Below are 26,595 nucleotides of genomic sequence, written 5' to 3' on the forward strand. Positions count from 1 at the left end.
AACATGAATAGCGATCGCTCTATCAATGCTTCTCAGTTAGAATATCTACTATACCTGACTTTTTTATTTGTGAACATCCAAATAACCCCGACTTCTAAAAAAGTCGGAGTTATAAAGTCTATCGAGACTGCATCACATTATTTATTTAGTGGTGTCAGCAGTCTTAGCAATCATTTTGGCAGCATTTTCTTCGCTTTCCAAAATACCAAATTCAATCAACAACTCTTCTAGTTCTTCCATTTCAATTGGTGTAGGAATCTTGAGGTTTTCGTTGTTGATGATTTTGTTAGCCAAAATCCGGTATTCGTTACCTTGGTTGCTGTCGGGTGCGTATTCGTTAACAGTCATCCGACGCAATTCAGCGTGTTGAACAATGTTATCACGGGGTACGTAGTGAATCATTTGGGTGTTCAACCGTTTTGCCAGAGTTTCGATAAGTTCGATTTCTCTGTCAACGTTACGGCTGTTACAAATCAAACCGCCCAAACGCACACCACCAGTGTGAGCATATTTCAAAATACCACGAGCGATGTTGTTAGCAGCGTACATCGCCATCATTTCACCTGATGTCACGATGTAAATTTCTTGGGCTTTATTTTCACGGATAGGCATTGCGAAACCACCACAGACAACGTCGCCTAGTACGTCGTAAGATACGAAGTCAACATCTTGGTAAGCACCGTTTTCTTCCAAGAAGTTAATAGCGGTAATAATACCACGACCAGCGCAACCTACACCGGGTTCTGGACCACCAGATTCTACGCACTTAACGCCACGGAAACCGGTGAGCATTACTTCTTCAAGTTCTAAATCTTCTACTGCACCGCGTTCAGCAGCCAAGTGAAGAACGGTGGTTTGAGCCTTGGAGTGCAGCATCAAACGGGTGGAGTCAGCTTTAGGGTCACAACCTACAATCAGGATGCGCTGACCCATTTCAGCCATAGCAGCCAAGGTGTTTTGAGAAGTGGTAGACTTACCAATACCGCCTTTACCGTAGAAAGCAATCTGTCTAATCTTTTTGTCAATACTCATGGTTTGTGCTGTCCTACAATTATTGTGAGCTTTAGAGTAAATATGGGTTAGAGGTTGCGTAGATGAAAATTGGGATTTAGGAAAGATTGCAAGTATTACCAGACGCGCAGTCATATAGTTTTCGCAGATGAAGTTGGTATTGTCTTCATCTTTGGAAAAGGTTTATCTACTCATGCAAACCAAAGCTCAGATAAGCCTGACAGAAACATTACAAGTTGTTGTGATAAATCCCCATTGGTTGCTCAGGCCTTAAGAGTGGTTACAGTAGCAATTTAAATTTATTCAGAGTTATTCTCTGAACCCAACTAACCAAAATTGCAATCCACTCTGAATGGTTTCTACAAGTTTCCTGTTTTTGTATTTGTCATCAAGGCTTAGTACTTCTAAGTCTGATCATTTTGCTAATATTTCTAGCAATTATTCCTGAAAATCATGCAATGGGCTGATAACTAATGCAGGTAAATAATTGTTTACCTCCAGAAATGAAGCCATGCATTAGCAACCCCTAAGACTACGATTTGGGCAATGTATTGGCGATTTTTGACAATATGCCTAAATTCTTAATTACCGTGGAACGGTAACTACTATTTCTTGAAGTTTTCTTGCCAAAATAAGCAACTGCCAGAACATAGTTAGCGACTCAAAATAGTTAATTTTGCTGGCGCTATGTTCATTAACTGTTCTGATTTATTGGGAATTTCCAGCTTGTACTAAGAGTCTTTCTTCCCAGGCTCCTAGAGTAATTTGTGCTGGTTAGCAATACTAGCTTTTACCTAAGCCAGTTATAGTTGACTTCAAGTTTTACTGAGGTTCCTATCCTGTTTACCTGGCTGATTTCTATCGTTATAAAAAATCATAACGATATTGAAGTGGATTTACCAGAGCAAAAGGACTTTATTGAGTTATCCCAATATTTATCTTGAAGTCTTTTCGCTTGCTTGTTTTTTTGATTCCTATTGTTAGCTTAACACAGGTTTATTAATTTGTTGAGTGAATATGAAAATATTTTTCATGCCAATATATTATAGAAACATGATTTTATTTTCGGTAAAGATAACGGATGTTAAATCATGTTTTGTAAGGCTTTCAGCTTAATTTTTATCAAAAAATAAAAGATAAAATTTAGATTTTTTTGATAATTAGACTTACAAATTAGTTCTGGACTGACATTTATCAAAATATGAGGTTTTTGCTCACATTTTCAGTTTTAGTTTTTGTTAGATTTGAACTTATATCAAAAGCTGTGCCTCAGAGTGATTTTGATTGCTGAAGTAATAATCACAAAAGGCAGAGGACAGCAGGCATAAGGCAGAAAGGAATTCTGATTCCTGCCTTCTGTCTTCTTCAATTTTTGAAGTTCCCTTAACATTCAGTTAACTAGCTAAAGGGAAATTTCCGTACTTGATACTCCCCAGATTCCACTAACTCATAACTATTACTGACAGCTTGGCTAAATTTTTGCTCAATAGCCTGCAAATCTACTACTGGTATGGCTTTCCATTGTTCTTTGGTTTTCCAATGAATAATCAAGACCAATTCTGTGGGGTCGTTGGGATTAATCCACACTTCCTTACCCAAAAAACCCGGATACTTTGCCAGCGCCGTTGTCCAAATTTCTGCGTCCTTCTGAATAAAAGTTTCTCGCCAGCTAGGATCAACTCTAAACTTAAGAAATTCTATCACCACACCTATTCATCCCCTGTGTTTATGAATCTGCCAAAATAGAGTTGTAGGCTAGAATGACTACCCTCTTAGCATAGCTTGATTGCATAGATTCAGGGGCAAGGGTCGGCTGGTTTGAAACAAGGAATAGGAAAAGACTATGGACAGCAACAACTGGTTGCAGCAGGTAATGATGCTTGGTATTGGTACAACGTCTTTGGTAGCAGAAAAACTCAAGCAAGTTAGTGATGAATTAGTAAAAGACGGTAAGCTCAATCCTGAGCAAGCCAAGGCTGTAATGGATGATATTGTACAGCAATTAAAGTCGGAGCAGGGAACTTGGGATGCCCAAATGCAACGGCAAATGCGAAATATGATGCAGGATTTGGGGGTAGCACGTCAATCTGAGGTTGATGAACTGCGGGGGAGAATTGACCGTTTAGAGCGTCAAGTGCGCGATTTAGAAAATAAGCTTTGGCGTTAGGATGTGCTTGTGTTTTAAACTAATTGTGTCCTGTTGGTAATTTTCATTGCCAAACTACTTCAGTGGGAGGGCTAATTTTGAAAGCAATTTTACTCAGCATAGGTTTCATGCTGGTCTGTGTTGTAGTTTTGGTATTGGCACAAGTAGGCGGTAAACAGGACTCCGCTATTGCTGCTAATTTACTGCAAACTCCACCAGCAGTCACAAGTGTTAAAGAAAACAATACCCCAATCAAGAGCAACATCATGTCTGATGCTTCTAACGTTGTCACTACCGATTCTGGATTAAAATACGTTGAATTAGAAGAAGGAACTGGAGCGACTCCTAAAACAGGACAAACAGTTGTAGTTCACTATACTGGTACTCTAGAAGATGGTACTAAGTTTGATAGTTCACGCGATCGCAATCGTCCCTTTGAATTCAAAATCGGCACTGGCCAGGTAATCAAAGGCTGGGATGAAGGACTTAGCACTATGAAAGTAGGTGGTCGTCGTCAATTAATCATCCCTTCCGAACTAGGTTACGGCGCTCGTGGTGCTGGTGGTGTGATTCCACCTTATGCTACTTTGCTGTTTGATGTAGAACTGATTGAAGCTAAGTAAGTACTAATCGATAGTCTGTAGTCCATAGTCAAAGGTAAGCACTTATGACTGTGGACTCTACCCTAATTTAATAGCCTGATCGAGCTAAATTTTTGAATTTGGTAAATTGCGGGTCGAATAAGAGTTTTACCGTACCTGTGGGGCCGTTACGGTGTTTGGCAACAATCACTTCAGCAATACCGCGATCAGGCGTATCGCTGTTATAGTAATCATCACGGTATAGCATAATAACTAAATCCGCGTCTTGTTCAATTGAACCGCTTTCACGTAAATCTGATAACATGGGACGCTTGTTAGTGCGTGCTTCTACCCCGCGACTTAGCTGAGATAAAGCTATCACAGGCACAGATAATTCCCTAGCTAAACCTTTAAGAGAACGGGTAATTTTAGATAATTCCTGTACGCGATTATCACCGCCTCCTTCCATCAGTTGCAGGTAATCTATGACTATCAAGCCTAGTTCTACACCCTGTTCGGCTTGTAGTCTTCTGGCTTGAGAACGCATTTGAGTGACGGTAATATTTGGCGTATCATCTATGAATATGGGCATCTCCGAAAGCATACTAATTGCTCGGCTTAATGGTTCCCATTGTGTTTGACTCAGGCGACCACTCCGCAGATAACCGCTTTCGATTTGGGCTTCACTAGCGAGTAGACGTTGCACCAATTGCTCTTTGGACATTTCTAAACTAAAAACAGCAACAGGTAGCTTCATTCCAGCAGCGATATTATTAGCTAAGTTCAAGCAAAATGCTGTTTTTCCCATTGATGGCCTGCCAGCGACGATAATTAAATCAGAACGCTGAAAGCCACTGGTCATGGCATCTAAATCATAAAAACCGCAAGGAAGACCAGGTAAGGAAATGCCTTGATTTCTCTCCTCAATTTCTTGGAAATTATTAATCAGGGTTTCTGCAATATGGACTAAACCTGATTGGGGACGTTCTTGGGTAACACCAAAAACTTTCTGTTCTGCTTGGTCTAATACTATCGGTAATTCTTTTTCTGTTTCGTAACCGAGATGGACAATTTCATTGCCAGCCTTAATTAATTGCCGTCGCAGGTATTTTTCCATTACCAACCCTGCTAAGGCATCGATATTTACAGCTGACACGGTGCGGTCTACCAGTGTGGCTAATTTATTTCTGCCACCAATGCGAGTCAGCAGTTCATTATCGGTTAGCCAACTTGTGACCGAAAGTAAGTCTGTGGGTTTACCTTGGGCTGCAAGACGTAGGGCTGCTTGATAGATATCCCTGTGAGCGCTAATATAAAATGCTTCTGGGGTTAAGCGATCGCTAACTCGACCAATCGCTTCTGGATCTAATAGAATACCCCCTAAAATTGCTTCTTCTGCCTCGATGTTTTGGGGTGGGAGGCGATTACTACCGTCGCCTTGAAAACTCAGTTCTTCAGCCATAAAAGTGGAGAGTGGGGAGTAGGGACTGGGGACTGGGGACTGGGGACTGGGTTGAATTTCTCCCCCTGCTCCCTGCCCTCTGCCCTCCTGCCTCTTTTAGCTTGCTACAACTTCGATATCAATTTGGGCTGTAACGTCGGAGAATAGCTTGATTTCGGCTTTATAAGTACCCAATTTGCTAATGTCGGGAATGGTAATACCACGACGGTCTACTTCTTGATTTGCAGCTGCTTGGATAGCATCGGCAACATCTTGGCTGGTGACTGTACCGAAAATAGCTTCGTTTTCGCCAACTTGCTTGGCAATTTTCAAGCTGCCAACTTTTTCTAAAGCCTCTTTCTGCCCTAATGCTTGTTGCTTGAGTTCTAGTTGACGCTGACGTTCTTGTTCACGACGGCGTTCTACTTGCTTGAGAATACCGGGAGTGGCATGAGTTGCCAAACTCTGAGGAATCAAATAATTACGAGCATAACCAGGAGCTACTTCTACTAAGTCGCCTAATCTTCCTAGCTTGCTAACATCCTTAGTTAAAACTAATTGTATGCGTTTCGCCATTGTTTTCTATTTTTCCTGTAAAATCTCATTAACTTGGGTTGCAGCAGGAGCGCTCACGTAAGTGTAGCTTTATTCCCAGCATTTCTATGACCCTAGAGCTTACAGATCCTAGCGAACTGCCGGGGGCGATCGCAACTCTTTACTGCCAAAAAATCTAAAAAGGTTTGTAAAAGGAGTCCTGGGTAGGGGGAGTATAGAACTATTGACTAAAACCTATCCTTTAATCCCCGGATGCGAGCAAAAGCTTGCACCGGGTCGTTACTGTTAACTGCTGATTGTAATGAGGGTTGCTCCCAGCGTAAAAAGGGATTTGTCAGCTTTTCTAGTCCTAGTAATGAAGGTACTGTGGCTATTCCTTGACTCCGCTTTGTCTTTACTTCGTCAAAGCGCTGTTGTAATTCGGTGTTACCACTATCTACACTAAGGGCAAATTGTAAATTCTTTAAGGTGTATTCGTGGGCGCACCAGACATGGGTATTTTCTGGCAAATTACGCAGTTTAGTTAAAGACTCTACCATTTGTGCTGGTGTACCTTCAAATAAGCGACCACAACCACCGGCAAATAGGGTATCACCACAGAATAATTCTCCTGGTGCATCGGCACTTTGGGGAGGGAAGTAGTAAGCAATGTGAGCGCGGGTGTGTCCAGGTACAAAGATGACTTGGGCTAATCTATCAGCAAATTGGACGCGATCGCCTTGTTGTAAAAATACTTGCTGTCCAGGGATTCTGCCTTTATCTCCAGCTCCACCATAAACTTTTACTTGTGGGAATTTCTGGATTAACTGCTGATTCCCACCTACATGATCATTATGGTGGTGTGTATTAAAGATTGCTACCAATTCTGCATTTAAGTCTGCAAGGTGCTTAAGTACTGGCTCCGCCTCTGCCGGATCAATAACAGCTGCGATATTGTGTTGGGGGTCGTGTAATAAGAAAATGTAATTGTCTGAGAGTGCGGCTAGACGAATCACTTCCATAATCTTTATCCCAGTATCTATTTTCTATACAGTGAACTTACTTTAGAAAAAAACTACATAAAAGATTTATATTTCCTTATTGCCGCTTAACATTCTGGAAACCATGATAGTATACAACCGTAATTACACTAGAAGTGTACTAAAAAATTACAAAGATACTCTTTATTTATCAGTAATACTTCTCTGGGAGGAAGTATAAATGCAAAGTTAGATTAATTGTGTTCTTTTTTGCTTCTAAAATGTAGAAAAACTATAAATATATAGATATTGACATCTATCTTTAGTTAGAAGTTTGTATAAATTTCCCATCTTTTCTACGTGTCTGCGTTTTATACAAAGGATTAGAGTCTGATTTCCATATCAGTTCGTCACCATAGGAGAATATATGAGTAGTGACTACAGATACAGTTACAGCAGTATTTACAGTGAATCAGAAACTACAGTTAAGCCCATCGTAGACAAAATATTACGCTCCGGCAAAATGAGTCGTCAAGACCATGCTTTGCTGACTGCTGTTGTGTTCAATCATCATGATATTGATGAAAAAGAACGTCGCCAAATCAATCGAATTTTTGATCATATTCAGACAGGACAATTAAAAATAGTTAACTGGTAATAATTAGCAGGTAGTTTTTATTCAAGTTTCATAAGTTGATATTTTAGATTTTATCTATCTACTTATAGAAATTTATTAGTATTTTTATTTACTTAAATTATCACAAGAACATCAAATCGTGAATCTACAGGCTAACAAATCCAAGTTAAAAGTTTCTATAATTGTCAGCGACTTATCTAGTGCTGGGGCTGGAAGGTGGGGAGGGGGTTCTGTTCGTTCATTTCTACTAGCTCAAGCCCTGAAAAAGCTGAACTATCAAGTCGAAATTTTAGGATTTGTTTTTGGTGAAGCAGCCATATTTCCAGAATCGGAAATTCCGATTAATCAATTCATTGGTCATAATTATCCAAAATTTCTAGTTTCGGCAACAGAACTATTAAAAAAAATTGATGGTGATATTATTTATGCGATGAGACCTAAACCTACAACTTTAGGTCTATCTTTATGGAAAAAATTAAGAACTAGTCAGCCAGTTATTTTAGATATAGATGATTGGGAACTAAGTTGGTATGGAGGGGAGAAATGGCAATATCACCCCTCCTTCAAACAACTTTATCGAGATATTTTTAAGCCGGATGGAGCCTTACGCAATCCTGATCATCCACTGTATTTAAAATTTTTGGAAGGGATTGCGCCAAAAGCTGATGCAATTACTATTCATACTAAATTTTTACAAGAACGCTTTGGCGGTATATATATACCCAATGGTAAAGATACTGATTTGTTTAATCCGATAAACTACGATGCGGAAGAAAGTCGAGCTTTTTATGGGTTGTCTGGTTATAGAGTTTTAATGTTTCCTGGTGCGCCAAGACCATATAAAGGCGTTGAGGATGTGTTAATGGCGCTGGATATTCTTAACGAACCGGATTTAAGACTCGTTATTGTTGGCGGTAGTCCTTATGATGACTATGATGCTCAACTTACAGAGAAATGGGGGCGTTGGATTATCAAGTTACCAAAATCTCCACCTCCAGAAATGCCTAAAATTGTCGCTGCTGCACATATTATTGTTGTTCCCCAACGGAATACGCCAGCAGCTTTAGCCCAGTTTCCCTTGAAATTAACTGATGGTATGGCAATGGCCAAGCCGATTTTAGCCACAAAAGTAGGAGATATCCCGGAAATTGTCGGTGAAACAGCTTATTTAGTTGAGCCTGCTTGTCCTGAAGAAATGGCAACGCAAATTAAATTGATATTTGCAGATTTGGAGGCGGCAAGCGATCGCGGTCGTCATGCCAGAATAAGATGTATAGAAAAGTATAGTATATCTGCTATGGCTGTTACTTTACAGTCAGTCATTACTAATTTGTAAGCATAAATAAGGAGATCAGAATAATTGCTGGTAAATAAATGAGAAATTGATGAATACCTTGATTCTTTATGTTAAAAATGATTCTAGTGTTACCCTAATAAACTAAATGTCTAGCAGACGCATATTACTAAAATTTGCGAAACCATACCCAGGACTAGTTCTACTGACGATAATATTAGGATTTTCTGGCGCTTTATTTAATGGGATTAGTACAGCTCTGATTGTACCTGTGGTGCTGAGAATAGTCGGACAACCAGTAGACTTAACAGGCGCTCCAGGGTTACTCAAAGCCATTATGACACCGTTTGATAATGTGCCAGAAAATTATCGAATTGCTGTCATGGCAGGAGCAATTTTACTAATGATTGCTCTCAAAAATTTAGCCACATACACTAGTTCCTTAGCGTCGAGTTCTCTCACCCGTAGACTGACAGCCGATATGCGAGAAGTCGGCATTAATTTATTACTAACTATTGATATAGATTATTATGCCAAAACAAAAGTAGGTGATTTAATCAACCGCTTGGGGGGAGAAATTGGCCGTGCTGCTAGTTATGTAGGCAACATAATTAAACTAATAATTTTAACTATTACGATTGCAGTATTTGTCTTTTTGTTAGTGTCAATTTCTTGGCAATTAACTATCATGGCAACAATTTTGTTGTCACTAGTAACGGTAGCTAATCAATTTGCAATTGGCCGTTCTCGGATGTTCGGGAAAATGCTCACGGAAATGTCGAAAGCATATTCCATCGCTGTGCTAGAAATCCTCTCAGGAATCCGCTTAGTCAAGGCTACAGCCAATGAAAACAGAGAATTTCGGAGAGTAAAAGACTTAATTCGTCAGCGCGAAGTAGCAGATTTTCAAGCACAAATGAATTCCAATGCGATCGCTCCCATCAGCGAATTTTTGGGAGTAGCAGCGTTGCTGGCAATTGTAATTTTAAGCAAAACTTTTTTTGAAGATCAAATTTCCTCTATTTCAACTGTACTCTTAACATATTTATTAATATTGTTACGACTGCTACCGCTAGTTTCTCAACTCAATAGTCTCCGCAGTAACTTCGCTAGTATGATGGCTAGTGTAGATTCAGTCAGTGAATTATTAAGAGTAGAAGATAAGCCATTTCTGATAAATGGAAAAATTGCCTATCAGGGTTTACAAAAGGAGATTAATTTTAACTCTGTTTCCTTTGCATACCCTGGTCATAGTAAGCAAGTCCTCAAAGAGGTAACTTTAAATTTACCCCGTGGCACCACCTTAGCATTAGTAGGTGGTTCAGGTGCAGGGAAGTCAACTTTGGCAGACCTATTACCCAGATTTTATGACCCAACAGATGGCTGTATTACTCTTGATGGTGTAAATTTGCGTGATTTTGATGTTGCATCAGTCCGCAGGTTGATGGGAATTGTTAGCCAGGATACATTTCTTTTTAATACTTCAGTGCGGAATAACATCGCCTACAGTAGACAAGAAGCCACAGAAGAAGAGATTTTACTCGCCGCTAAACGAGCAAATGCCTATGAATTTATTAGTAAATTGCCACAGCAATTTGATACCATGATCGGCGATCGCGGTGTCATGTTATCAGGAGGACAGAGACAAAGATTAGCGATCGCTCGCGCACTCCTCCAAAATCCCGACATTCTGATTCTAGATGAAGCGACTAGTGCTTTAGATACTGTTTCTGAACGTTTAGTACAAGCAGCGCTAGAAGAACTCAGTCGCGATAGAACAACCTTAGTTATTGCTCACCGCTTGTCTACAGTCCGCAAAGCTGATCAGATTGCTGTTTTAGATCAAGGCAAAGTCGTAGAGGTAGGAACCCATGAAGAACTATTACAAAAGAGTGGTTACTACTCACGTCTGTATGGAATGCAGTTTAGCAATAACCCAGAAACAGCTAATAAAAATAATCAAAGCTTCTTGCGAATTTCCCATGAAATTCGTACACGCCTCAACTCAATGATTGGTGTCTTACGCTTGTTATTGGATGACGTGGCAAACAATAGCCAAGAACACCAAGAGTTAATTGAAGATTCATACAAGTCAGCATTTAAAATTATCAATACTCTGGATATTTTTGAGGATAGTTTACAACAGCAAGTCCAATATTTATCTACTTCTTTATCGGAGGACAATCAAAATAGCAATAACCAAATTGAACACTTGAAAAATATCAATGAGTTTCGTATACATTTCAACAATATATTAATTTCTCTGCGTTCACTAACTGATAATACGGGGGAATTAGCGCAAAGTGAATATTTATTGTTAAAAGAATCTCTGAATCTGTCGATGAATCTACTCGACTATTTAGAAAAGTTTGAAGATGGCATCTGCTACACACAAACAGAAATATTTGCACCAAATAAACAATGAAAAATAAATATATTTTTTATAGTAGAATCATATCGCAGAAACCAGACACGGCTCACGAAATTCACGATGTTCTTTGTGCTAATGCCGCAGCCAATTTAGGCTATTCTTCAGTTTTAGTGTATCCAGAACCAAGACGTGCTGCTTGGAATACCTTAGGTTTGCTTTCTCCTTTCCAACCAAGACAACCAGAGCAGAATTTTGTAGAATTTTACGATGTGCAAGATAAGTTAAAAATTGCCTCCTTACCGATGCCGTGGCCTATTGATTGTGTTGGGGGTAAATTTACTGCTTCTAGTACTGTGGTAACGCGATACTATTTACCTTTTCATCTGCTTCCTCAGACGAAAATAGTTCACACCAGAGATTGGAATTTCGTCCAAGCAGCAGTAAACAATCGCATTCCTACTATCTATGAACGCCACTACTTTCAAAAAGAAAAAATACCTCCGGCAATTGCTGAAAGTCCATTTTTACAAATTGCTGTAACCCAGTCGGAAGTTATCAGACAAAGCCTCATTGAACATGGTTTTCCAGCAGAAAAAGTTGTATGGCTGCATAACGGTTTTGATCAATCATTCTTATTAAGACAGCCGGAACAAGCCGCAGCATGGCGCAAAGAATTACTAGAAAATGAACTACAATCTCTAGTTGTTTATTCAGGCGCTTTATATCCTTTTAAAGGTATTGATGTTTTAATTGATGCAGCCAAAGAATTGCCACAAGTTCAGTTTGCTATTACAGGTGGTAAGTCAGAACAAGTAACAGCCTATCAACAATTGGCTAAAGATAAACAAGTAGAAAATATCAAGTTTTTAGGCTGGATATTACCTCGCCAGCGATTAGTAAGTTTATTCCAAGCTGCTGATATTTTGGTTCATCCCCACTGCTCTGGTAAGTCGGCTAACTTCACTAACCCTGTGAAGTTTTTTCAATACATGGCTTCAGGAACTCCCATAGTAATTACAGAAATTCCCCCATTAATGCCATTTAAAGATATGCCTTTAGCTGCTGTATGGTGTGAGCCTGATAATCCTTACATTTTGGCTAAAGCACTAAAACAGGCTTTAGAAATATATCCCAGGAGAATAGAAGGTTATATAAATAATATTGAATTAGCCAAGCCATTTTCTTGGGAAAATCGAGCAGAAAAAATTCTGAGTTATGTCGATGAGGCTTTTCGTCCTCAATTAATAGCTTAAATTTAAAAATACACCATAAATAATGAATCTTGGCTCAATGGATATAAAAAAAATTGGCATGATTACTAGCTATCGCCAGCTTGCAAAAAGAGCAGATTGGTTATGGCAACAAACACCCCAACAATTTGGTACCTGGGGCAATATTCAAATACAAGCACTGGCAGAAAAACCAGATTTTCTGTTGATGTATCAATTTGATTTTCCGAAACAGAATCAGCCGCAATCTTGGTTAGATAAGTTACGACGCAAACCACAAAAGCCACAAATTAATGTTGAATCTCTACTCAGAGGTGTTCCTCAAGAACGAATAATTTATCTATTGCGCGAACCTCCTTTAGATGAGGTTGTGGAGAAAAATAAACGCTATTATCAAGCAGCACAAAAGTATTGCGGTTATATTTCTGGCCCTGATGATTTTGCCCCTAAGCCTGATTATATGCCGGCAATTTGGTACCATAACAACTCATTTCGGGAACTCAATGAAATGCCTGTACCCGAAAAAGTCTTTCCTTGCAGTTGGATAACTTCCGGTATTAATCGGACTGCTAACCATCGTCGTAGATTAAAATTTTTGGAATTACTCCAAGCTAGCGAAATTAAGTTTAATTTATATGGTCGTGATTTGCCTACATGGGCAAAATCTTCAGGAGAATTGGGTAATAAGTGGTATGGAATGGCTCCTTACTATTACAACTTATCAATTGAAAATTATGCCGAAAATGATTGGTATGTAAGTGAAAAATTATGGGATGCTTTGTTGGCTTGGTGTTTACCAATTTATTACGGTGGGCCAGCCACAGATAAGTTGTTACCCCCAGGCAGTTTTTTACGCTTACCCAGCTTGGATGAAAAAGGTATTGCCTACATCCAAGAAGTGACTGCTACCCCTGATGCTTGGTATGCGGCTAAGGATGCGATCGCTGAAGCTAGACAAATTATCTTACACAAGTTAAACCTACTCAACTGGTTGTCAGAATTTGTAACTCAGAGTCAATAGTCAACACAGTTAAATAACTCTCAATTAATAGTGAATTTTATATGGATGGTATTTGTACCCTTGCTAATGACCGAGTTTACGACCAGCTAATTGCTCTACTCAATAGTATTGAGGCAATTTACGGGCAAGAAATGCCTGTTTGCGTTTATCCCTATGACGATAAAACAACGCAAATTGCCGCAGAAATTGCTCGTCGTCCCCATGTCCAGCTTTATGATAATCAAGATTCAATCAAGCAGTGGGATGAATTTGTGTGTCGTGTCTGGGATACCCATCCTACTGCTCAAGCACATTGGCAGACAATTAGTGGGGATAAATATTTTCGAGTCGGAACTCATCGCCGTTACTGCGCCTTTGATGCTCCTTTTGACCGCTTTGTTTATATGGATGCTGATACATTATTGATGAATCGGTTAGACGCAGTTTTTAACCAACTTGATTACTATGACTGGGTAGTATACGACTTCCAGTATAAAGATTTAACTCATGTTTATAATATCAATTCTCCTAAACTAACAGAGTTATTTACTAAAGAGCAATTACAAACAGAGGTATTTTGTTCGGGACTATATGCTGCTAAAAAAGGTTTATTTAATGCTCAAAATCGAGAAATTATACTAGATAAGCTGCGCCAGGGAGAAGCCGAAGTTCTTTATGATATGGCTCCTGATCAAACTGTTCTTAATTATATGGTCATGCGCTTAGGTATTTCTAATTATAATTTTGCTCTCAGTTTACCCAATCTAGAAAAAACTGGTTGTTGCGTCACATCTCCTCATTTTGAAGCACGAGATAATATTCTGTATGACAAAGGTACTCGACTTACTTATATTCACTATATTGGTCTAAAATCTGCTTTATTTAGACAACTTTGTGCCGGAGAAAATGTTGATTTTCCCTACCGGGATGTGTTCTTGCATTATCGCTATCTGCATGAACCAAACCAACGCCCACAGTTCACGACAAAGCCAAAAGTGACCGAGACTTATCCGAGTCTAGGTAAAAGAATTTTAAAAAAATTAGGTTTAACAGTGTGAGGTGAAAAATATGAGTCGGGGAATTTATATCATAGCTAATGATAAAGTCATTGATCAGGCGATCGCACTACTAAATAGTATCCGATTATATGATGCCGATACACCAGTAGTGATGATTCCTTACGATGATAATTATCACAAAATAGCAGACATACTTAACCAACACTATGGAGTCCAACTATATAGTGATTTAGCTTTTATAGATCAACTTTCTCAAAGATTACACGAAACTTTTGGTGGACGCTTTTTTGCCCGCCCTAATCAATTCCGTAAACAGGCTTGTTGGTTTGGGCCATTTGATGAATTTCTTTATATTGATACTGATATTGTTGTCTTTGAAAAAATCATTGATAATCTCAACTATCTAGCACAAACAGATTTTATTTGCTGTGATTATCAACATTCAGGTGGCATAAAAAACGTTTTCTCTTCTAAAGTTTTTGAAGATAACGTTTTTAGTGAAGCGGAAGTTAAAGATATTTTTAATGGTGGCTTTTGGGGTTCCAAGAAAAACTTAATTTCAGCAGATGATTTATTTGCCATCTTTACTGAGTGTGCAGCGCATCCCGAATATTTTGATTTTTCAGAAAAGACTTCTGATCAACCAATTATTAATTATATGTTGCTCAAGCGCATCCCTCGCCGCTTCAATATTGTGCGCCGGGAAGGTAAAGCCCCAGGTAATTGGGCTGGTTCTTCCCATTTTCAAACTCAAGGTAATTTAGTATTTGATCCTCAAGTCAATCAAACCTTGCAATATCTCCATTGGGCAGGTATTCGTATTCAACCAGGTTGTCCCTATTGGGAAATCTGGGAACATTACCGAAATCTCAATCCCGCCTTACCTGCGGCTGTTATACCCGCACCACCAAAACAAAATCAATGGCAAAAAGCATTAAAGCGGCTTAAAACTCAACTGAAAATTACTTGAATCTAGATTTATTACAGATAATTGGATTTAAGTTAGTAGTAAGGACTTTAGTCCTAATATTTTATGAAGCACTAACTAAAGTTCTTACTACTAACTAATGATTTAGAGATGATTTATAAAGTAAACATTAAATTTATAGGGTGCGTTAAAGCAACACGTAACGCACCGTATGATAGTGGTGCGTTACGGCTATATATCATTTGCTCACACGCCCAAATCTTTACACAGCCGTAACACACCCTACTTAATATTTACTTTATAAATAGGCTCTTAGTTTAAGGTAAAGAATCTAAATCTAGTGATTTCATGCCCTGGCGTTCGGCAAAAGTTAACATACTACCTAATTGCAACCAAATTAGTAAACAAGTCAACACACTTAAGGGTAAACCGATTCCTAAAGCTAGAGAGTCAGGAAAGCCGAAGATTTCTAATCCAGAAGAAACAAATAAGCAAATACCACTAGTTATCCCTAAAAATGGCACAGATAAAAGCTTTTTTAAAGATGAACTAGCTTGAGAATTTTCTGCGCTATTGATTTGCCATTTCTCTACTACTAATTTCAGTGTGCCAGATAAAGCAAATCCAGAGGTGATTGCTACAAATAAACCTAAAAGTAGTAAAAAATATGGCGGTTGCAAAGGGTAATAGTACATGAAAACTCCCAATTGAAATTAATGAAATTGTCGAAAAAAAATGAAAAAATTTAATTTTTAATTTTTTGATTGAGATTGATCAAAAAAGGCAGAATATGTTGCTTTTGGCAAAATAGCCGCAACTCCTTCTCTAGATAAATCTGTTAATAGACCGATCGCCACATTGAACAGGCGATTTGGTTTGAGATCATCTTTCACCAGAGACCACAGACGTTGGACTTCTTCTGTGTGCAAACGGTCATCTTCTGTGAGTGCTAACACCAATTGGTGGCGCAAAAATTGACCTTCAGGAGACAGGAGATATTGCAATCCCATCTTTGCTGTAGGCACAACATCAAAATTGCCATCAGTGCGAGCGATCGCAATCAAATTTTCCAAGCGTTGCCACTGAAATCTACCATCTTTGAACAACACATTCAGCAACCGCCGTCTTAATTCAGGAGATTCTCCAGTCAGCAAGCGTCTAGCTACGTAAGGATGACTCACTTCCACAATTTTGAAATTGGGATTGAGACTCAGAGCAATCCCTTCTTGTGTCACCAGAGAGCGAATAATTAAAGCAAACTTGGCAGGAACTCGGAATGGATACTCATACATCAGTTCGGAGAACTGATCAGTAATGGTTTTAAAGTTAAAGTCTGCGACATTTTTACCAATGGCGTTTCCTAGTACTGTCTCCAATGCAGGAATGATAGGAGCAATATTAGTATCTGGAGTCAAAAACCCTAAATTCACAAAATCTAAGGCCAAATCACTATAGTCTTGGTTGACTAGATGTACTAGTGCATCCACCAAACTTTCTTTAGTGTTTTCTTCCAACTGATCCATCATGCCAAAGTCAATATAAGCCATACGACCGTCAGGCATGGCAAATAAATTACCTGGATGGGGATCGGCGTGGAAAAAGCCATATTCCAACAACTGTTGCAAACCTGAGGTGACACCAATACTGATAATCGCTTCTGGATCTAAACCTGCTTGGCGAATACTGTGAGTATCTGTGAGTTTGAAGCCGTTAATCCACTCTAAAGTTAAAACCCGACTACTGGTAAAACGCCAATAGATACTTGGTACTTTAACTTGAGGATCATTGCGGAAGTTGTGAGCAAATTTTTCGGCGTTGCGCCCTTCATTCAGGTAATCAATTTCTTCAAATAACTTGGTACCAAACTCATCCACAATCAAAGTTAGGTCGTGGCCAAGATTGAGTGGTAGCCAAGGTGCTAACCAACTAGCAGCCCAGCGCATCAGATAAAGGTCAAGGGTGAGGGTGGGGCGTAGATGAGGGCGTTGTACCTTAACGGCAACTTCCTCTCCACTGATTAAACGTCCTCGGTAGACTTGACCCAAACTAGCCGCCGCCACAGGAGCAGGGGAAAGCTCACTATAGATATCTGATATTGGCCTATCTAACTCAGATTCGATAATTCGATAAGCGATCGCATTATCAAAAGCTGGCAATTGATCTTGCAGCTTGATAAGTTCGTCTAGGAAATCTTTACGTATCAGGTCTGGTCTGGTGGAGAGAGCTTGACCAACCTTAATAAAAGTGGGGCCTAAACGGGTAAGTAGATGTCGCAACTGGGTAGCTCGTTTTCCCTTATTCTGCTCTACTTGATTTTGCCATTCATCCCACTTTAAACCCAAAATAAACGTGATAAAAAACCAAGTTATTTTGAGTAGCCGTCCCCAAGCTAACCAGGGACGATAACGATAGTAACGAGCGATCGCGTCGGGATTGTAGCGCTTTAGCTGACCAGGTTGATACTGACCCACGCCTTTGTCTGCCTCTTCTTCTGGGAAATTTACAGTGTCCTTTAGTGGTTTGACCCGCAAGTTGGTTGCTAGTCGAAGGTAAGGGTAGTTTTCTGCAAAAAAAACTATTAATCTTGATTCTTAGGGTTGTTCGCGGCTATTCTAGCCTATTGAACTTCCCAGATATTTCTATCTTTTTATTAATTATACTTTATAAAACTACAACTTCTTCACTGTTATTTACAAGCCAAGTCTGGGAAGACTATCACCAAGTGATATTTTTTACGCACAGAGATAAATCATACTATATGCGTACAGATCATTCATTGGTTATGACTACTCGTAACTGACTGCAATGGCTAAAAGCTAAAAAAGACAGATTTTTATCTATTTTGCCGCTTAGTGCGTAAGTCATAACTAAGTTCCCCTGATGAAGTTTCTAGGCTAGATGCTAATGAAATTGTTTTCAATCTTCAGCTACCGCAAGTGGAAATTACGTATATTTGCGGCAATAGTAAGTATTGTGGTGACTATTTTTTTGACATCTTCAACTACTAATAGTCAAACAGTGACAAGAGATCCTTGGCTGTGGCCATTTTCCACCACATCAATTTGGAATATGCCCATTGGCTCGGATGCTAAATACATACCAGCAAACATTCAAAAGGCGGGTTGGTTTGGCCCAGATCGAGAATACTTTTACAAGCTAAAAGCTAGTGATCCTTTACGTCCGGTTTATTCTCCAGGTAGCTGGACTAAAAGATGTTCTGGCACTAACTCAATGAATATATCTTTACCTGTTCCCAATAGTTTAATCATTCCAGACGCTACCTTAAATCCATATAGTACGCCCAACAATGCCTCCGCTTTTCTCATGCCAGATGGTAAAACTTTGGTACAGCTTGAGCCGTTAGCTCGTTGCCAAAAAAGCGGGCCAATTTATGGTTGGCGCTATTACCCTGATTTGAGTTTATCTGGTGAAGGAATAGGTGGAGCGCATTTTGGGTCTGGACTGTCTTCCATTGGCGGTTCTATTCGTAAAGGTGAACTTACTAGCGATCAAGCAATTCGCCACGCCATCAAGTTTGTGATATGGGGGAAAAAATACCTTTATTATTCCAGTAATCTTCCTGGATATCGCTGGCCAGCAGACCGAGCTGATAGTGCAGCAGCCACTAATTACGGTGGTACAAACCCTGCTCTTGTCCAAGGAACCCTATTGGCGATTCCTCCATCCGTCACCGAAACCAGTCTGCAATTACAAACACCAGCAGCTAAGAAGCTGTTTCGTGCATTACAAAATTACGGTGCTTACGTTGTTGATGATGCAGGATGGGATGGACATTACATAGCAGTAGAACAAGGAGTTCCAGAGGAGTTTAAAGCAAAATATGGTTACAGTTTTGAGACTGGGGCTGGTGCTTTTTACGACGACATCATGAAGCTATATCGGGCAGTTTACATTGTTGATAACAATAGCCCAACTAGCATAGGTGGAGGCGGTAGTACAAGACGCGCACCTTTGGCTCCACCCTTATAGATTGTAGTAAGGACTTTAGTCCTGATTTTCTTAGCACTAAAGCCCTTACTACGATGCTATCCAACCTTTTGAGGTGAACCACTAGTTATTGGCAACAGTCTGAGATTTAGCCTCTAAATTTTCTAGACGGCTTTTGAGTTCTTGGTTTTGTTGTTTGAGTTGGTCAAGTTCCTCCCGTAATTTCCTTAAGGCATTGTCTGTACCGATGTTTTTCTGCACATTAGCCAGTTCTTCCTCGGCAAAACGACGCACACGCCCATCGGCTGTTTGTTCAGCCAGCGATCGCAATACTCCCATCGCCTTTGGTGTCTCCATTTGCCCTAAAGCAGCGACAACTGCCATCAGGGTTAAAAAGAAGTTTTCTTTGGACAGTTCGGCTAGCCGGGCAATAATCCGTTCTAAATTCACGGGATTTTGACCGACGGAAATCTTACCTAATGCCCGAATGGCTGCTAGGCGTAATGGTTGCGATACCCCAAGTTTTGTATACTCAAGTATCAAGTCTAACGCTGCTTCTGAGGTTTTGAGTTCAGCTAAACCCCCAATCGCCCCACTACGGACTATTTCATTCCAACCAGCCCTCTCTTCTAGAACCGATTGCAGAAGCTTGATTGCCTTTTCTTCCTTGGATTTGTCATCGAAATTAATTGCGGCGATCGCACCTAAAGCTAGACAAGCTGCTGATTCTACGTAGTAACTAACGTCACCATCTTTAACTACATCTTTGACAGCCTTATAACTGGCACGAGTTTTAATTTTTGCTAATGCTTGCACCACAGCCCGCCGTACATAAGGATTTTTGTCTGCCAAGCCCTCAACTAATCCATCAAAGGCTTGATCTAACTTAATTTCTGCCAACTGTTTAGCAACTTCCACCCGTACACCCCAGAATGGCTCATTTTTCAGAGATGCGGCTAAGGCTTTGGTGGCTTCTAAACCACCTTTTTTAGCTAAAGCGATCGCCGCATATATCCGCGAAATCGGGTCAGGGTCAGATACTAATTGTGCTTTTAACTCTGGTACAGGATACTCCAAAGTTACAGTCTTCAGCCAATGATTACCAACATCGAAGCTGATGAAGTCTGGCTTTTCTGTCAGTGGAAAGTAAAAACTTTGTTCTCGTTCATGTACCCGCACTGTGAAAGTTTGCAGTTTTGCTGCTTCTGTTGTTTGGTTATAGCCAAAACCAATGGAGATTTTCAGGTCAAAGACATCTTGATTCTTATCTGCGGGTACTTGAGTTTGGGTAACTGTTACCTTGGCTAACTTGGCTTCTCCATCCCAAGAATAAACGACTTTAAAATCGGGATGACCGCCACGATAAACGTATTGATCGAACAGGAAAGCTAAATTTCTTCCAGTAGCCTTTTCAATTGCCCGGAGCAAATCTATCGTTTCTACAGTTTTGTGGGCGTTATCCTGTACAAAGGTTTGAATTGTCTGCCAGAATAATTCTTCTCCCAACTCCGCCCGAATCATGTGATAAACACAAGAGCCTTTTTCGTAGGTGTGGCGGTCATAAAGTTCAATGGCTTCTCGGTAAACGTGTGTCACCATTGGTCGGCGGTAGCGCCCACTATCTTCACTCAAGTAACTCCGCGCTTCTAGTAATCGGTAATATGCTGCTTCTTCGGCGCTATATTCTTGTTCTGTCCACATGACCTCAGAATAGGAAGCCATCCCTTCCTTAATCCAAGCATGAGACCAATGTTTAATTACCAGCAAATCACCAAACCATTGATGGGCTAGTTCGTGAACTACTAAACTTTCTGTGTTGCGGTTATCTAAGGCGGCGCGTTCATCTAACAAACATCGGTCTGTTAATAAAGTGGTGGAAGTATTTTCCATCCCCCCAAAAATAAAATCACTGACGCAAACTTGGGCATATTTGGGAAAAGGGTAAGGATAACCATACTTTTTGCTCAAAAATTCGATCATCCGAGGTGTTTTGCCCATGCTGCGTTTAGCATCAGCCTCGCGTCCCTTTTCTACGTAGTATGTGACTGCTTTACCTTGCCATTCATCCCGAATTTCGGCGAAGTCAGCAACGGCGAGAGTCATTAAGTAAGTAGGATGTACCTGTTGCTGTGACCAGTGGTAAATTTTATGTTTGCCGTCTTCTTGAGTGTCAATCAGTTCGCCGTTGGAAATCGCCATCAGGGGTTTAGGAACTCGCACCCGAATTTCCGAAGTAGACAATTGTCCTGGGTAGTCGAAACAGGGGAACCAGAAGCGCGAGTCTTCATCTTCACCTTGAGTCCACACTTGAACTGTTTTCTTAGGGTAGTGTGAATCTGGTTGAATGAAGTAGATACCGCGTTGGGGTTTTTCTACAGAATAGGCGATCGCAATTAATATCCGCTTGCCAATCTGGGTTGGTTCAGACAGTCGGATTACCAACTGTTCGCCATCATAATCAAAGTTTTGCGCTACTTCATCTATTTGTACAGATTGGATCTGCAAGTTAACAGCATCCAACGTTAAACGATCTATATCATTGCGGATAGGCAATAAACGAATGCTGCAACTTCCCTTGTAACTCTGCTTAGGGATATCCAAGTCCAAATCGAGAAAAATATGCTCTACTTGTCCAGGGCGATCGGGATTATAGTGTGGCCTGGCTCCTGGTAGTTCAAAAGACTTATGTCCGTTACTATCTGTGTCAAAAGAATACGAGTGTGGCATTGACGTTAACTAGCCTTGTTAATTTGCAAATTTTAACTGAGTATATTTTCCAAAAATAGCGCTATTTGGCAGATTTCCCAAATTTAGTTAATAGTCATTAGTCCGAGACTATCTCTCTGTTGTCGCTTGTTTCAAAAAACACGAATTTAGAGGTGTCTGGTGAGGAAAAGTTTTGTTTCATTTGTAGGGTGTGGCGCACAACCAATAGGGCGCTTTTAATATACAAGTTTGGGTTGTAGCTGGTTTCCTTGTAGGGTTATAGAGTGATTGGCTCCCCAACTTATGCCTAGATTGATAAAAGTTTTGAAAAATAAGATGTTGAAATTTTTCTCTAGCAAGAGCGATTAAAAAAGGCTATGAGACTAATATTGGATTTTTTGCTTACCAGAGTTAGATGATTTTTTTTAGCTCTATATGTACAAAGTAATTATAGGAATCCGATTTGATTTATGTTGGCGTAGCCTGCGCTTGCGCTTAAAAATATCAGTATAAGTAGGGTGTATTAGGCGTAAGCCCTAACGCACCAAAAGCTTTCTGGAAAGATGCGTTACGCTGACTCTAACACGCCCTACTTATATTTCATAAATTAAGTATGAATCTTATATGATTTCTACATATCATCTAAATTAAATTTTCTACACATGAATAAACCAAACAGTAATAAGCTCTGGGAGCAATTCAATAATACCAAATTGATTCGCTATATATTAATCTTTGCATTCGCTTGGGGAATTGTCCAATTTTTAAGCTATTTTGCCACGGTTATTATCATTTTTATTTTTGCTGGGATTCTAGCGTTTTTACTCAGTTATCCAGTGGATTGGTCTGAGCGTTTTTTCCCACACAGCATTGCCGTTATCTTAGTTTTTCTCACCAGTCTCCTCATTGTATTAGGGTTGATAGCTACGCTAGGCTTTGCAATTTTATCTCAAGCCCAAGAGTTAGTTAATCAAGCACCACAGGTTTTAGATTCTGCCATTTCCTTATTAGAAAGGTTACAAAATATTTTAGCAAATTTTAACTTTAAAGTCGATTTTCAAACAATAGAAGAAGAAATTAGGAGTCAGGCTTTAGCTTTTATTGGTACTGGCTTGGTAACTATTCAAGGCTTATTATTTAATTTTATAGATTTAGTTTTGATAGCAGTTGTAGCTTTCTTTATGTTGTTAGATGGTAGAAGAGTATGGAATTTTATTTTAAAACTTTTTCCAGAAAATATTCGCCCTAAAATAACAGCAGCAATTCAACAAAATTTCTTAGGTTTCTTTTGGGGACGCTTGTTATTATCATTATTTTTTGGCGCTTCATTATTTATTATATTCATTATTTTGCAATTACCTTTTGCTTTATTCTTAGCAGCGATCGCTGGTGTATTTGACTTAATTCCTGGCATCGGAGCCACAATCGGAATTACTCTAGTTTCTCTAATTGTTTTACCTCAAGGAATTTGGGTGAGTATACAAGTTTTAATTGGTTGTATCATCCTCCAGCAAGTAGAAGAAAACCTACTCATGCCAAGAATTATGCAAGGCTCAATCAATATGAATCCAGTTTTTATGTTCTTTGCTTTATTAGTAGGAGCAAAGGTTGCAGGCTTGGTGGGAGTCTTTTTGTCTATTCCTTTAGCAGGAGTTTTAATCAGCTTGTTTGAGATTGAAGATATGCAAGGAGGAGGGTAGAAATTAAAGATCAAAGATATTCTCAGTAGAGATTTTGTAAGCAATGTCTCTAATTACTGAGACTTTGAAGTGTAAGCATAGGCTAGGCTAACAAAAATCAAATCGAATTGCTGTGGATACCTTATGGGTATTTCAGTATCTGTGTCTTAAAAGGTGTGAACTATATTAGGAGGTTATATGACATCCATCATCCAACTATCCCCTCTGACTAACAGCAATCATAAGTTTCCGAAACAGTTAATCTTAACTCTGGCTTTAACCAGTCTGTTATCTTCTGGATTCGGTTTGGCTAGTAGTAATACTGCTACAGCAGCTCCTACAACAAACTCCATAGAAATATCTCAAATCTCCCAGAATCGCTTACCCGGATACATCGGTAGAGCAGTATTAAATGATGCTTCCAGACGTTATGGAGTAGAAATTACTAATTTAAGTATCACTCAAACTACACCAAAAACTTTTGGTAATCCCTGTGAGTTCAACTTTGGGGAAGTTTGCACCAAGGAATATCGACCAGTCCAAGGTTGGGAAGTGGTTGTGCGGGGACAAAATCAATCTTGGACTTATCATGTTAATCAATCTGGGACGGAAGTTGTCCTAGATCCTAAAACTAATGTTAGTGGAAATAGCCAATTACCTAGAGCGATCGCTCATAAAATTTTGAATGAAACTGCTAGACGTTCTCGTGTACCCAGACGAGAACTACGAATAAACAACGTCACAAGCAGAACCTTTGGGAATCCCTGTGAGTTCAACTTTGGGGAAATTTGCACCAAGGAATATCGACCAGTCCAAGGTTGGGAAGTGGTTGTGGGGGGGCGGAATCAATCTTGGACTTATCATGTTAATCAATCCAATTCGCAATTCATTTTAGATCCAAAAAACTAATCCAAATATTAGAGGATTTTTGTAAATCCACATCTCGACACAGCTATTTACGCCAATCTTATTGATCAAATCTATCCACCCATTACTTTTATTGCGATAATTCCTAAGGGAGACAAGCTCTCTACTGGTTCGTCAAAGGGGGACAGATGACTATCAAGCGGTTGGTTTTATTTTTTGTATTAACGCCGATAGCAGCTTTGTTAGCAGCTTCGTCTTTATTTGGTAGTTTGCAAGAACCACAGTTTCAGAGTCGCTTGGAACTGTACCAAACCAATATTGCACTGCAAGCACAAGCTTGGAAACCAGACGACAGTAACGACGATGATAGTTCTCAAGTAATCCAAGGGGCGATACTTGGGGAAAAGCCTCTGGAAAATGCCGCTAAGGAATATCAAAAAACCCGTCAATCAGTGCAAACGAATTTGACGAAAATTCAAAACCAACTTGAACAACTGCGTTCTCCATCCCAAGTTAACGATGTTCCTCCCGCCACTAATACCTCTCGCAATGACAAAGAAAAGCAGTTGCAGCAGTCTCTCCAACAACTGCAAAAATTCTCGGCTGAATTAGACTTAAAGCTAGGAATTTTACAAGCAAAACAAGGACAGACAAAAACAGCCATCAAAACTTGGAGCGAATTACAAAAAGGTGACACTTCAGCACTAAATACAGAAACTGAGCAAACGGCGGCTGTCTTGAGTGGACTTTGGAGTGAACCACCACGACTCTTCCCCAATGCTCAACAGTTAATTCAAAAGAATTTAGAAGGTTGGTTTCGTTCTACAGCTTTGATTGAGTTGTATCAACTCCAGCAACGCCAAGACGCTTTAACAGAAGTTCAATCCGCACAACAAGAGGCGGCTAGTCAAGCTGTGTTTAAATTAGCTGTGATTGGTACTGTCCCCAGCTTGGCAGCTTTGGTGGGGATGATCCTATTAATTTTCTTAGTTGCTCAACGCTTGCTCAAGGGAAAAGAAGCCTTGTTAGGGCAAAATGCTGACATAGCTTGGTCAACACCTTGGGATGCAGAAACAATTCTCTTGGTTTTTGTCGTTGGCTTTTTCTTCATGGGACAGATTTTTGTTCCTTCTTTGTTGTTACTCCTCCCCATACCTCGTCCCATAGTTGATGTACGACTCCAGGCTGTTTCTGTTTTAATAAGTTACTTATTAGTAGCATCCGGTGCGCTGTCAGTCCTGTATTTTTCGATTAAACGCTTTTTCCCCTTACCTCAATTTTGGTTTCGCTTCCGGTTGCGGGATAATTGGTTTTTGTGGGGACTAGGCGGTTATTGTGCAGCTTTGCCGATAGTTGTGATTGTGTCTTTGATTAATCAACAGTTATGGCAAGGACAAGGTGGTAGTAACCCTCTATTGCAATTAGCACTGGAAAGCCAAGACTTTACTGCATTGGGCATATTTTATGTGACAGCTGCGATCGCCGCCCCTTTATTTGAAGAAATCCTGTTTCGCGGTTTTTTATTACCGTCTTTGACTCGTTATTTGCCAGTATGGGGATCAATTGTCGCTAGTGCTGTGTTGTTTGCTGTCGCTCACCTCAGTTTGTCGGAAATTCTCCCACTCACCGCTTTAGGCATCGTTTTAGGTGTAGTATATACGCGATCGCGTAACCTCCTGGCTCCTATACTCCTTCATAGCCTCTGGAATAGTGGCACACTACTGAGCTTATTTCTTTTAGGTAGTAGCAACTGAAGAAGTTAGTAAGTATTGTTAATGGTCAACATAGACAAAAACAAAACTAGCACACTTCATATTGTCAAATAGATTACAGAAATCCAGATGAACTTTTAGTATCATCTGGATAAATAGATTAATTATTCATTAGTTTTTCGGTTCATATCCCATCTGACTCTACACTAAAGCTAATGACAAAAGCATTGCAATAAAGATGTGAGTGATGTTTCTCTACTTCAGTAGCTACAAAAACATTTTTAGCTGAAGCAAATACTCCATAACATACTTAACAAAGGTAATTTCCATGAGAGATTATCCTCATACTTGTAACAGTCTCCAAAAAAATCCGGAGATAACACTGATGTACTTGTAGAAAGTGATATATTACAGGTGTTTTCACCAGTAATTAGAATTAATTCTCTTGAAAGATTATTTTTTTCTAAAATACTGTAATACTTATGTATTAGGTGATGTAATTACAATTATCT

The 26,595-nt window shown here is 39.6% G+C and carries 21 protein-coding genes; 13 read left to right on the forward strand and 8 right to left on the reverse strand.

The genetic code is table 11. The features are described 5' to 3' along the window. Positions 1-141 precede the first annotated feature (141 nt). Positions 142-1,032, reverse strand: coding sequence for a nitrogenase iron protein (nifH, locus tag H6G18_RS09545; RefSeq protein WP_190406855.1), 891 nt, complete (start codon positions 1,030-1,032; stop codon positions 142-144). Positions 1,033-2,409: 1,377 nt separating this feature from the next. Continuing rightward, positions 2,410-2,718 (reverse strand): TIGR03792 family protein, encoded by a 309-nt coding sequence (locus H6G18_RS09550; RefSeq protein ID WP_190406856.1) that lies wholly within the window; start codon positions 2,716-2,718, stop codon positions 2,410-2,412. 136 nt (positions 2,719-2,854) lie between these two features. Between H6G18_RS09550 and H6G18_RS09555 the strand changes: the two genes are divergently transcribed. Together H6G18_RS09555 and H6G18_RS09560 are read left to right on the forward strand one after the other, a co-directional pair. Continuing rightward, positions 2,855-3,178, forward strand: a complete 324-nt coding sequence (locus H6G18_RS09555; RefSeq protein ID WP_190406857.1) for a phasin family protein — start codon at positions 2,855-2,857, stop codon at positions 3,176-3,178. Positions 3,179-3,255: 77 nt separating this feature from the next. Next, positions 3,256-3,780, forward strand: a complete 525-nt coding sequence (locus tag H6G18_RS09560; RefSeq protein ID WP_190406858.1) for an FKBP-type peptidyl-prolyl cis-trans isomerase — start codon at positions 3,256-3,258, stop codon at positions 3,778-3,780. A gap of 67 nt (positions 3,781-3,847) precedes the next feature. On the opposite strand, the gene dnaB is transcribed toward H6G18_RS09560, so the two are convergent. The 3 genes from dnaB to gloB form a co-directional block, all read right to left on the reverse strand. After that, positions 3,848-5,200 carry a replicative DNA helicase gene (gene dnaB / locus H6G18_RS09565; protein ID WP_190406859.1) on the reverse strand — a complete coding sequence of 451 codons (1,353 nt, stop codon included), beginning with the start codon at positions 5,198-5,200 and terminating at the stop codon, positions 3,848-3,850. Positions 5,201-5,296: 96 nt separating this feature from the next. Continuing rightward, positions 5,297-5,755, reverse strand: a complete 459-nt coding sequence (gene rplI / locus H6G18_RS09570) for a 50S ribosomal protein L9 (RefSeq protein ID WP_190406860.1) — start codon at positions 5,753-5,755, stop codon at positions 5,297-5,299. A 206-nt stretch (positions 5,756-5,961) separates the two neighbouring features. Next, positions 5,962-6,735 (reverse strand): hydroxyacylglutathione hydrolase, encoded by a 774-nt coding sequence (gloB, locus tag H6G18_RS09575; protein WP_190406861.1) that lies wholly within the window; start codon positions 6,733-6,735, stop codon positions 5,962-5,964. Between the two features lie 385 nt (positions 6,736-7,120). On the opposite strand from gloB, the gene H6G18_RS09580 reads away from it, so the two are divergent. From H6G18_RS09580 to H6G18_RS09610, 7 genes are all read left to right on the forward strand, one after another. Next, a complete protein-coding gene (locus H6G18_RS09580; protein WP_190406862.1) occupies positions 7,121-7,351 on the forward strand; it encodes a hypothetical protein in 231 nt (76 codons plus the stop codon). Between the two features lie 118 nt (positions 7,352-7,469). After that, the gene (locus H6G18_RS09585; RefSeq protein WP_190406863.1) at positions 7,470-8,666 is read left to right on the forward strand and encodes a glycosyltransferase family 4 protein; all 1,197 of its coding nucleotides are present in this window, start codon (positions 7,470-7,472) and stop codon (positions 8,664-8,666) included. Positions 8,667-8,772: 106 nt separating this feature from the next. Next, on the forward strand, positions 8,773-11,049 hold the full coding sequence (locus tag H6G18_RS09590) for an ABC transporter ATP-binding protein (protein WP_190406864.1): 2,277 nt from the start codon (positions 8,773-8,775) through the stop codon (positions 11,047-11,049). After that, a complete protein-coding gene (locus H6G18_RS09595) occupies positions 11,046-12,248 on the forward strand; it encodes a glycosyltransferase (protein WP_190406865.1) in 1,203 nt (400 codons plus the stop codon). Before H6G18_RS09590 ends, H6G18_RS09595 begins: the two co-directional genes overlap by 4 nt. 37 nt (positions 12,249-12,285) lie before the next feature. Next, positions 12,286-13,245, forward strand: a complete 960-nt coding sequence (locus H6G18_RS09600) for a glycosyltransferase family 10 domain-containing protein (RefSeq protein WP_190406866.1) — start codon at positions 12,286-12,288, stop codon at positions 13,243-13,245. A gap of 41 nt (positions 13,246-13,286) precedes the next feature. After that, a complete protein-coding gene (locus tag H6G18_RS09605; RefSeq protein WP_190406867.1) occupies positions 13,287-14,282 on the forward strand; it encodes an Npun_R2821/Npun_R2822 family protein in 996 nt (331 codons plus the stop codon). A 10-nt stretch (positions 14,283-14,292) separates the two neighbouring features. Then, positions 14,293-15,213, forward strand: a complete 921-nt coding sequence (locus tag H6G18_RS09610; RefSeq protein ID WP_190406868.1) for an Npun_R2821/Npun_R2822 family protein — start codon at positions 14,293-14,295, stop codon at positions 15,211-15,213. Between the two features lie 275 nt (positions 15,214-15,488). On the opposite strand, the gene H6G18_RS09615 is transcribed toward H6G18_RS09610, so the two are convergent. Continuing rightward, entirely contained in the window at positions 15,489-15,866 is a 378-nt protein-coding gene (locus H6G18_RS09615; protein WP_190406869.1) for a hypothetical protein, read from the reverse strand. A gap of 57 nt (positions 15,867-15,923) precedes the next feature. Continuing rightward, complete coding sequence (locus tag H6G18_RS09620; RefSeq protein WP_190406903.1) at positions 15,924-17,642, reverse strand: ABC1 kinase family protein; 1,719 nt, start codon at positions 17,640-17,642, stop codon at positions 15,924-15,926. Positions 17,643-18,075: 433 nt separating this feature from the next. Here H6G18_RS09620 and H6G18_RS09625 point away from each other — a divergent pair, with 433 nt between their 5' ends. After that, the gene (locus tag H6G18_RS09625; RefSeq protein WP_190406870.1) at positions 18,076-19,161 is read left to right on the forward strand and encodes a hypothetical protein; all 1,086 of its coding nucleotides are present in this window, start codon (positions 18,076-18,078) and stop codon (positions 19,159-19,161) included. An 81-nt stretch (positions 19,162-19,242) separates the two neighbouring features. Here the strand turns inward: H6G18_RS09625 and H6G18_RS09630 are convergent, their stop codons facing one another. Further along, positions 19,243-21,846 (reverse strand): M1 family metallopeptidase, encoded by a 2,604-nt coding sequence (locus H6G18_RS09630; protein ID WP_190406871.1) that lies wholly within the window; start codon positions 21,844-21,846, stop codon positions 19,243-19,245. 641 nt (positions 21,847-22,487) lie between these two features. Between H6G18_RS09630 and H6G18_RS09635 the strand changes: the two genes are divergently transcribed. From H6G18_RS09635 to H6G18_RS09645, 3 genes are all read left to right on the forward strand, one after another. Further along, positions 22,488-23,525: an AI-2E family transporter gene (locus H6G18_RS09635; RefSeq protein WP_190406872.1), complete on the forward strand. Its 1,038-nt coding sequence runs from the start codon at positions 22,488-22,490 to the stop codon at positions 23,523-23,525. 177 nt (positions 23,526-23,702) lie between these two features. After that, positions 23,703-24,413: a hypothetical protein gene (locus H6G18_RS09640; protein ID WP_190406873.1), complete on the forward strand. Its 711-nt coding sequence runs from the start codon at positions 23,703-23,705 to the stop codon at positions 24,411-24,413. Positions 24,414-24,559: 146 nt separating this feature from the next. Then, positions 24,560-26,125, forward strand: coding sequence for a CPBP family intramembrane glutamic endopeptidase (locus H6G18_RS09645; protein ID WP_190406874.1), 1,566 nt, complete (start codon positions 24,560-24,562; stop codon positions 26,123-26,125). The last annotated feature ends 470 nt before the right edge of the window (positions 26,126-26,595 follow it).

Origin of the sequence: Anabaena subtropica FACHB-260, from assembly GCF_014697105.1 — a bacterium.
Taxonomy (GTDB): Bacteria; Cyanobacteriota; Cyanobacteriia; order Cyanobacteriales; family Nostocaceae; genus Trichormus; species Trichormus subtropicus.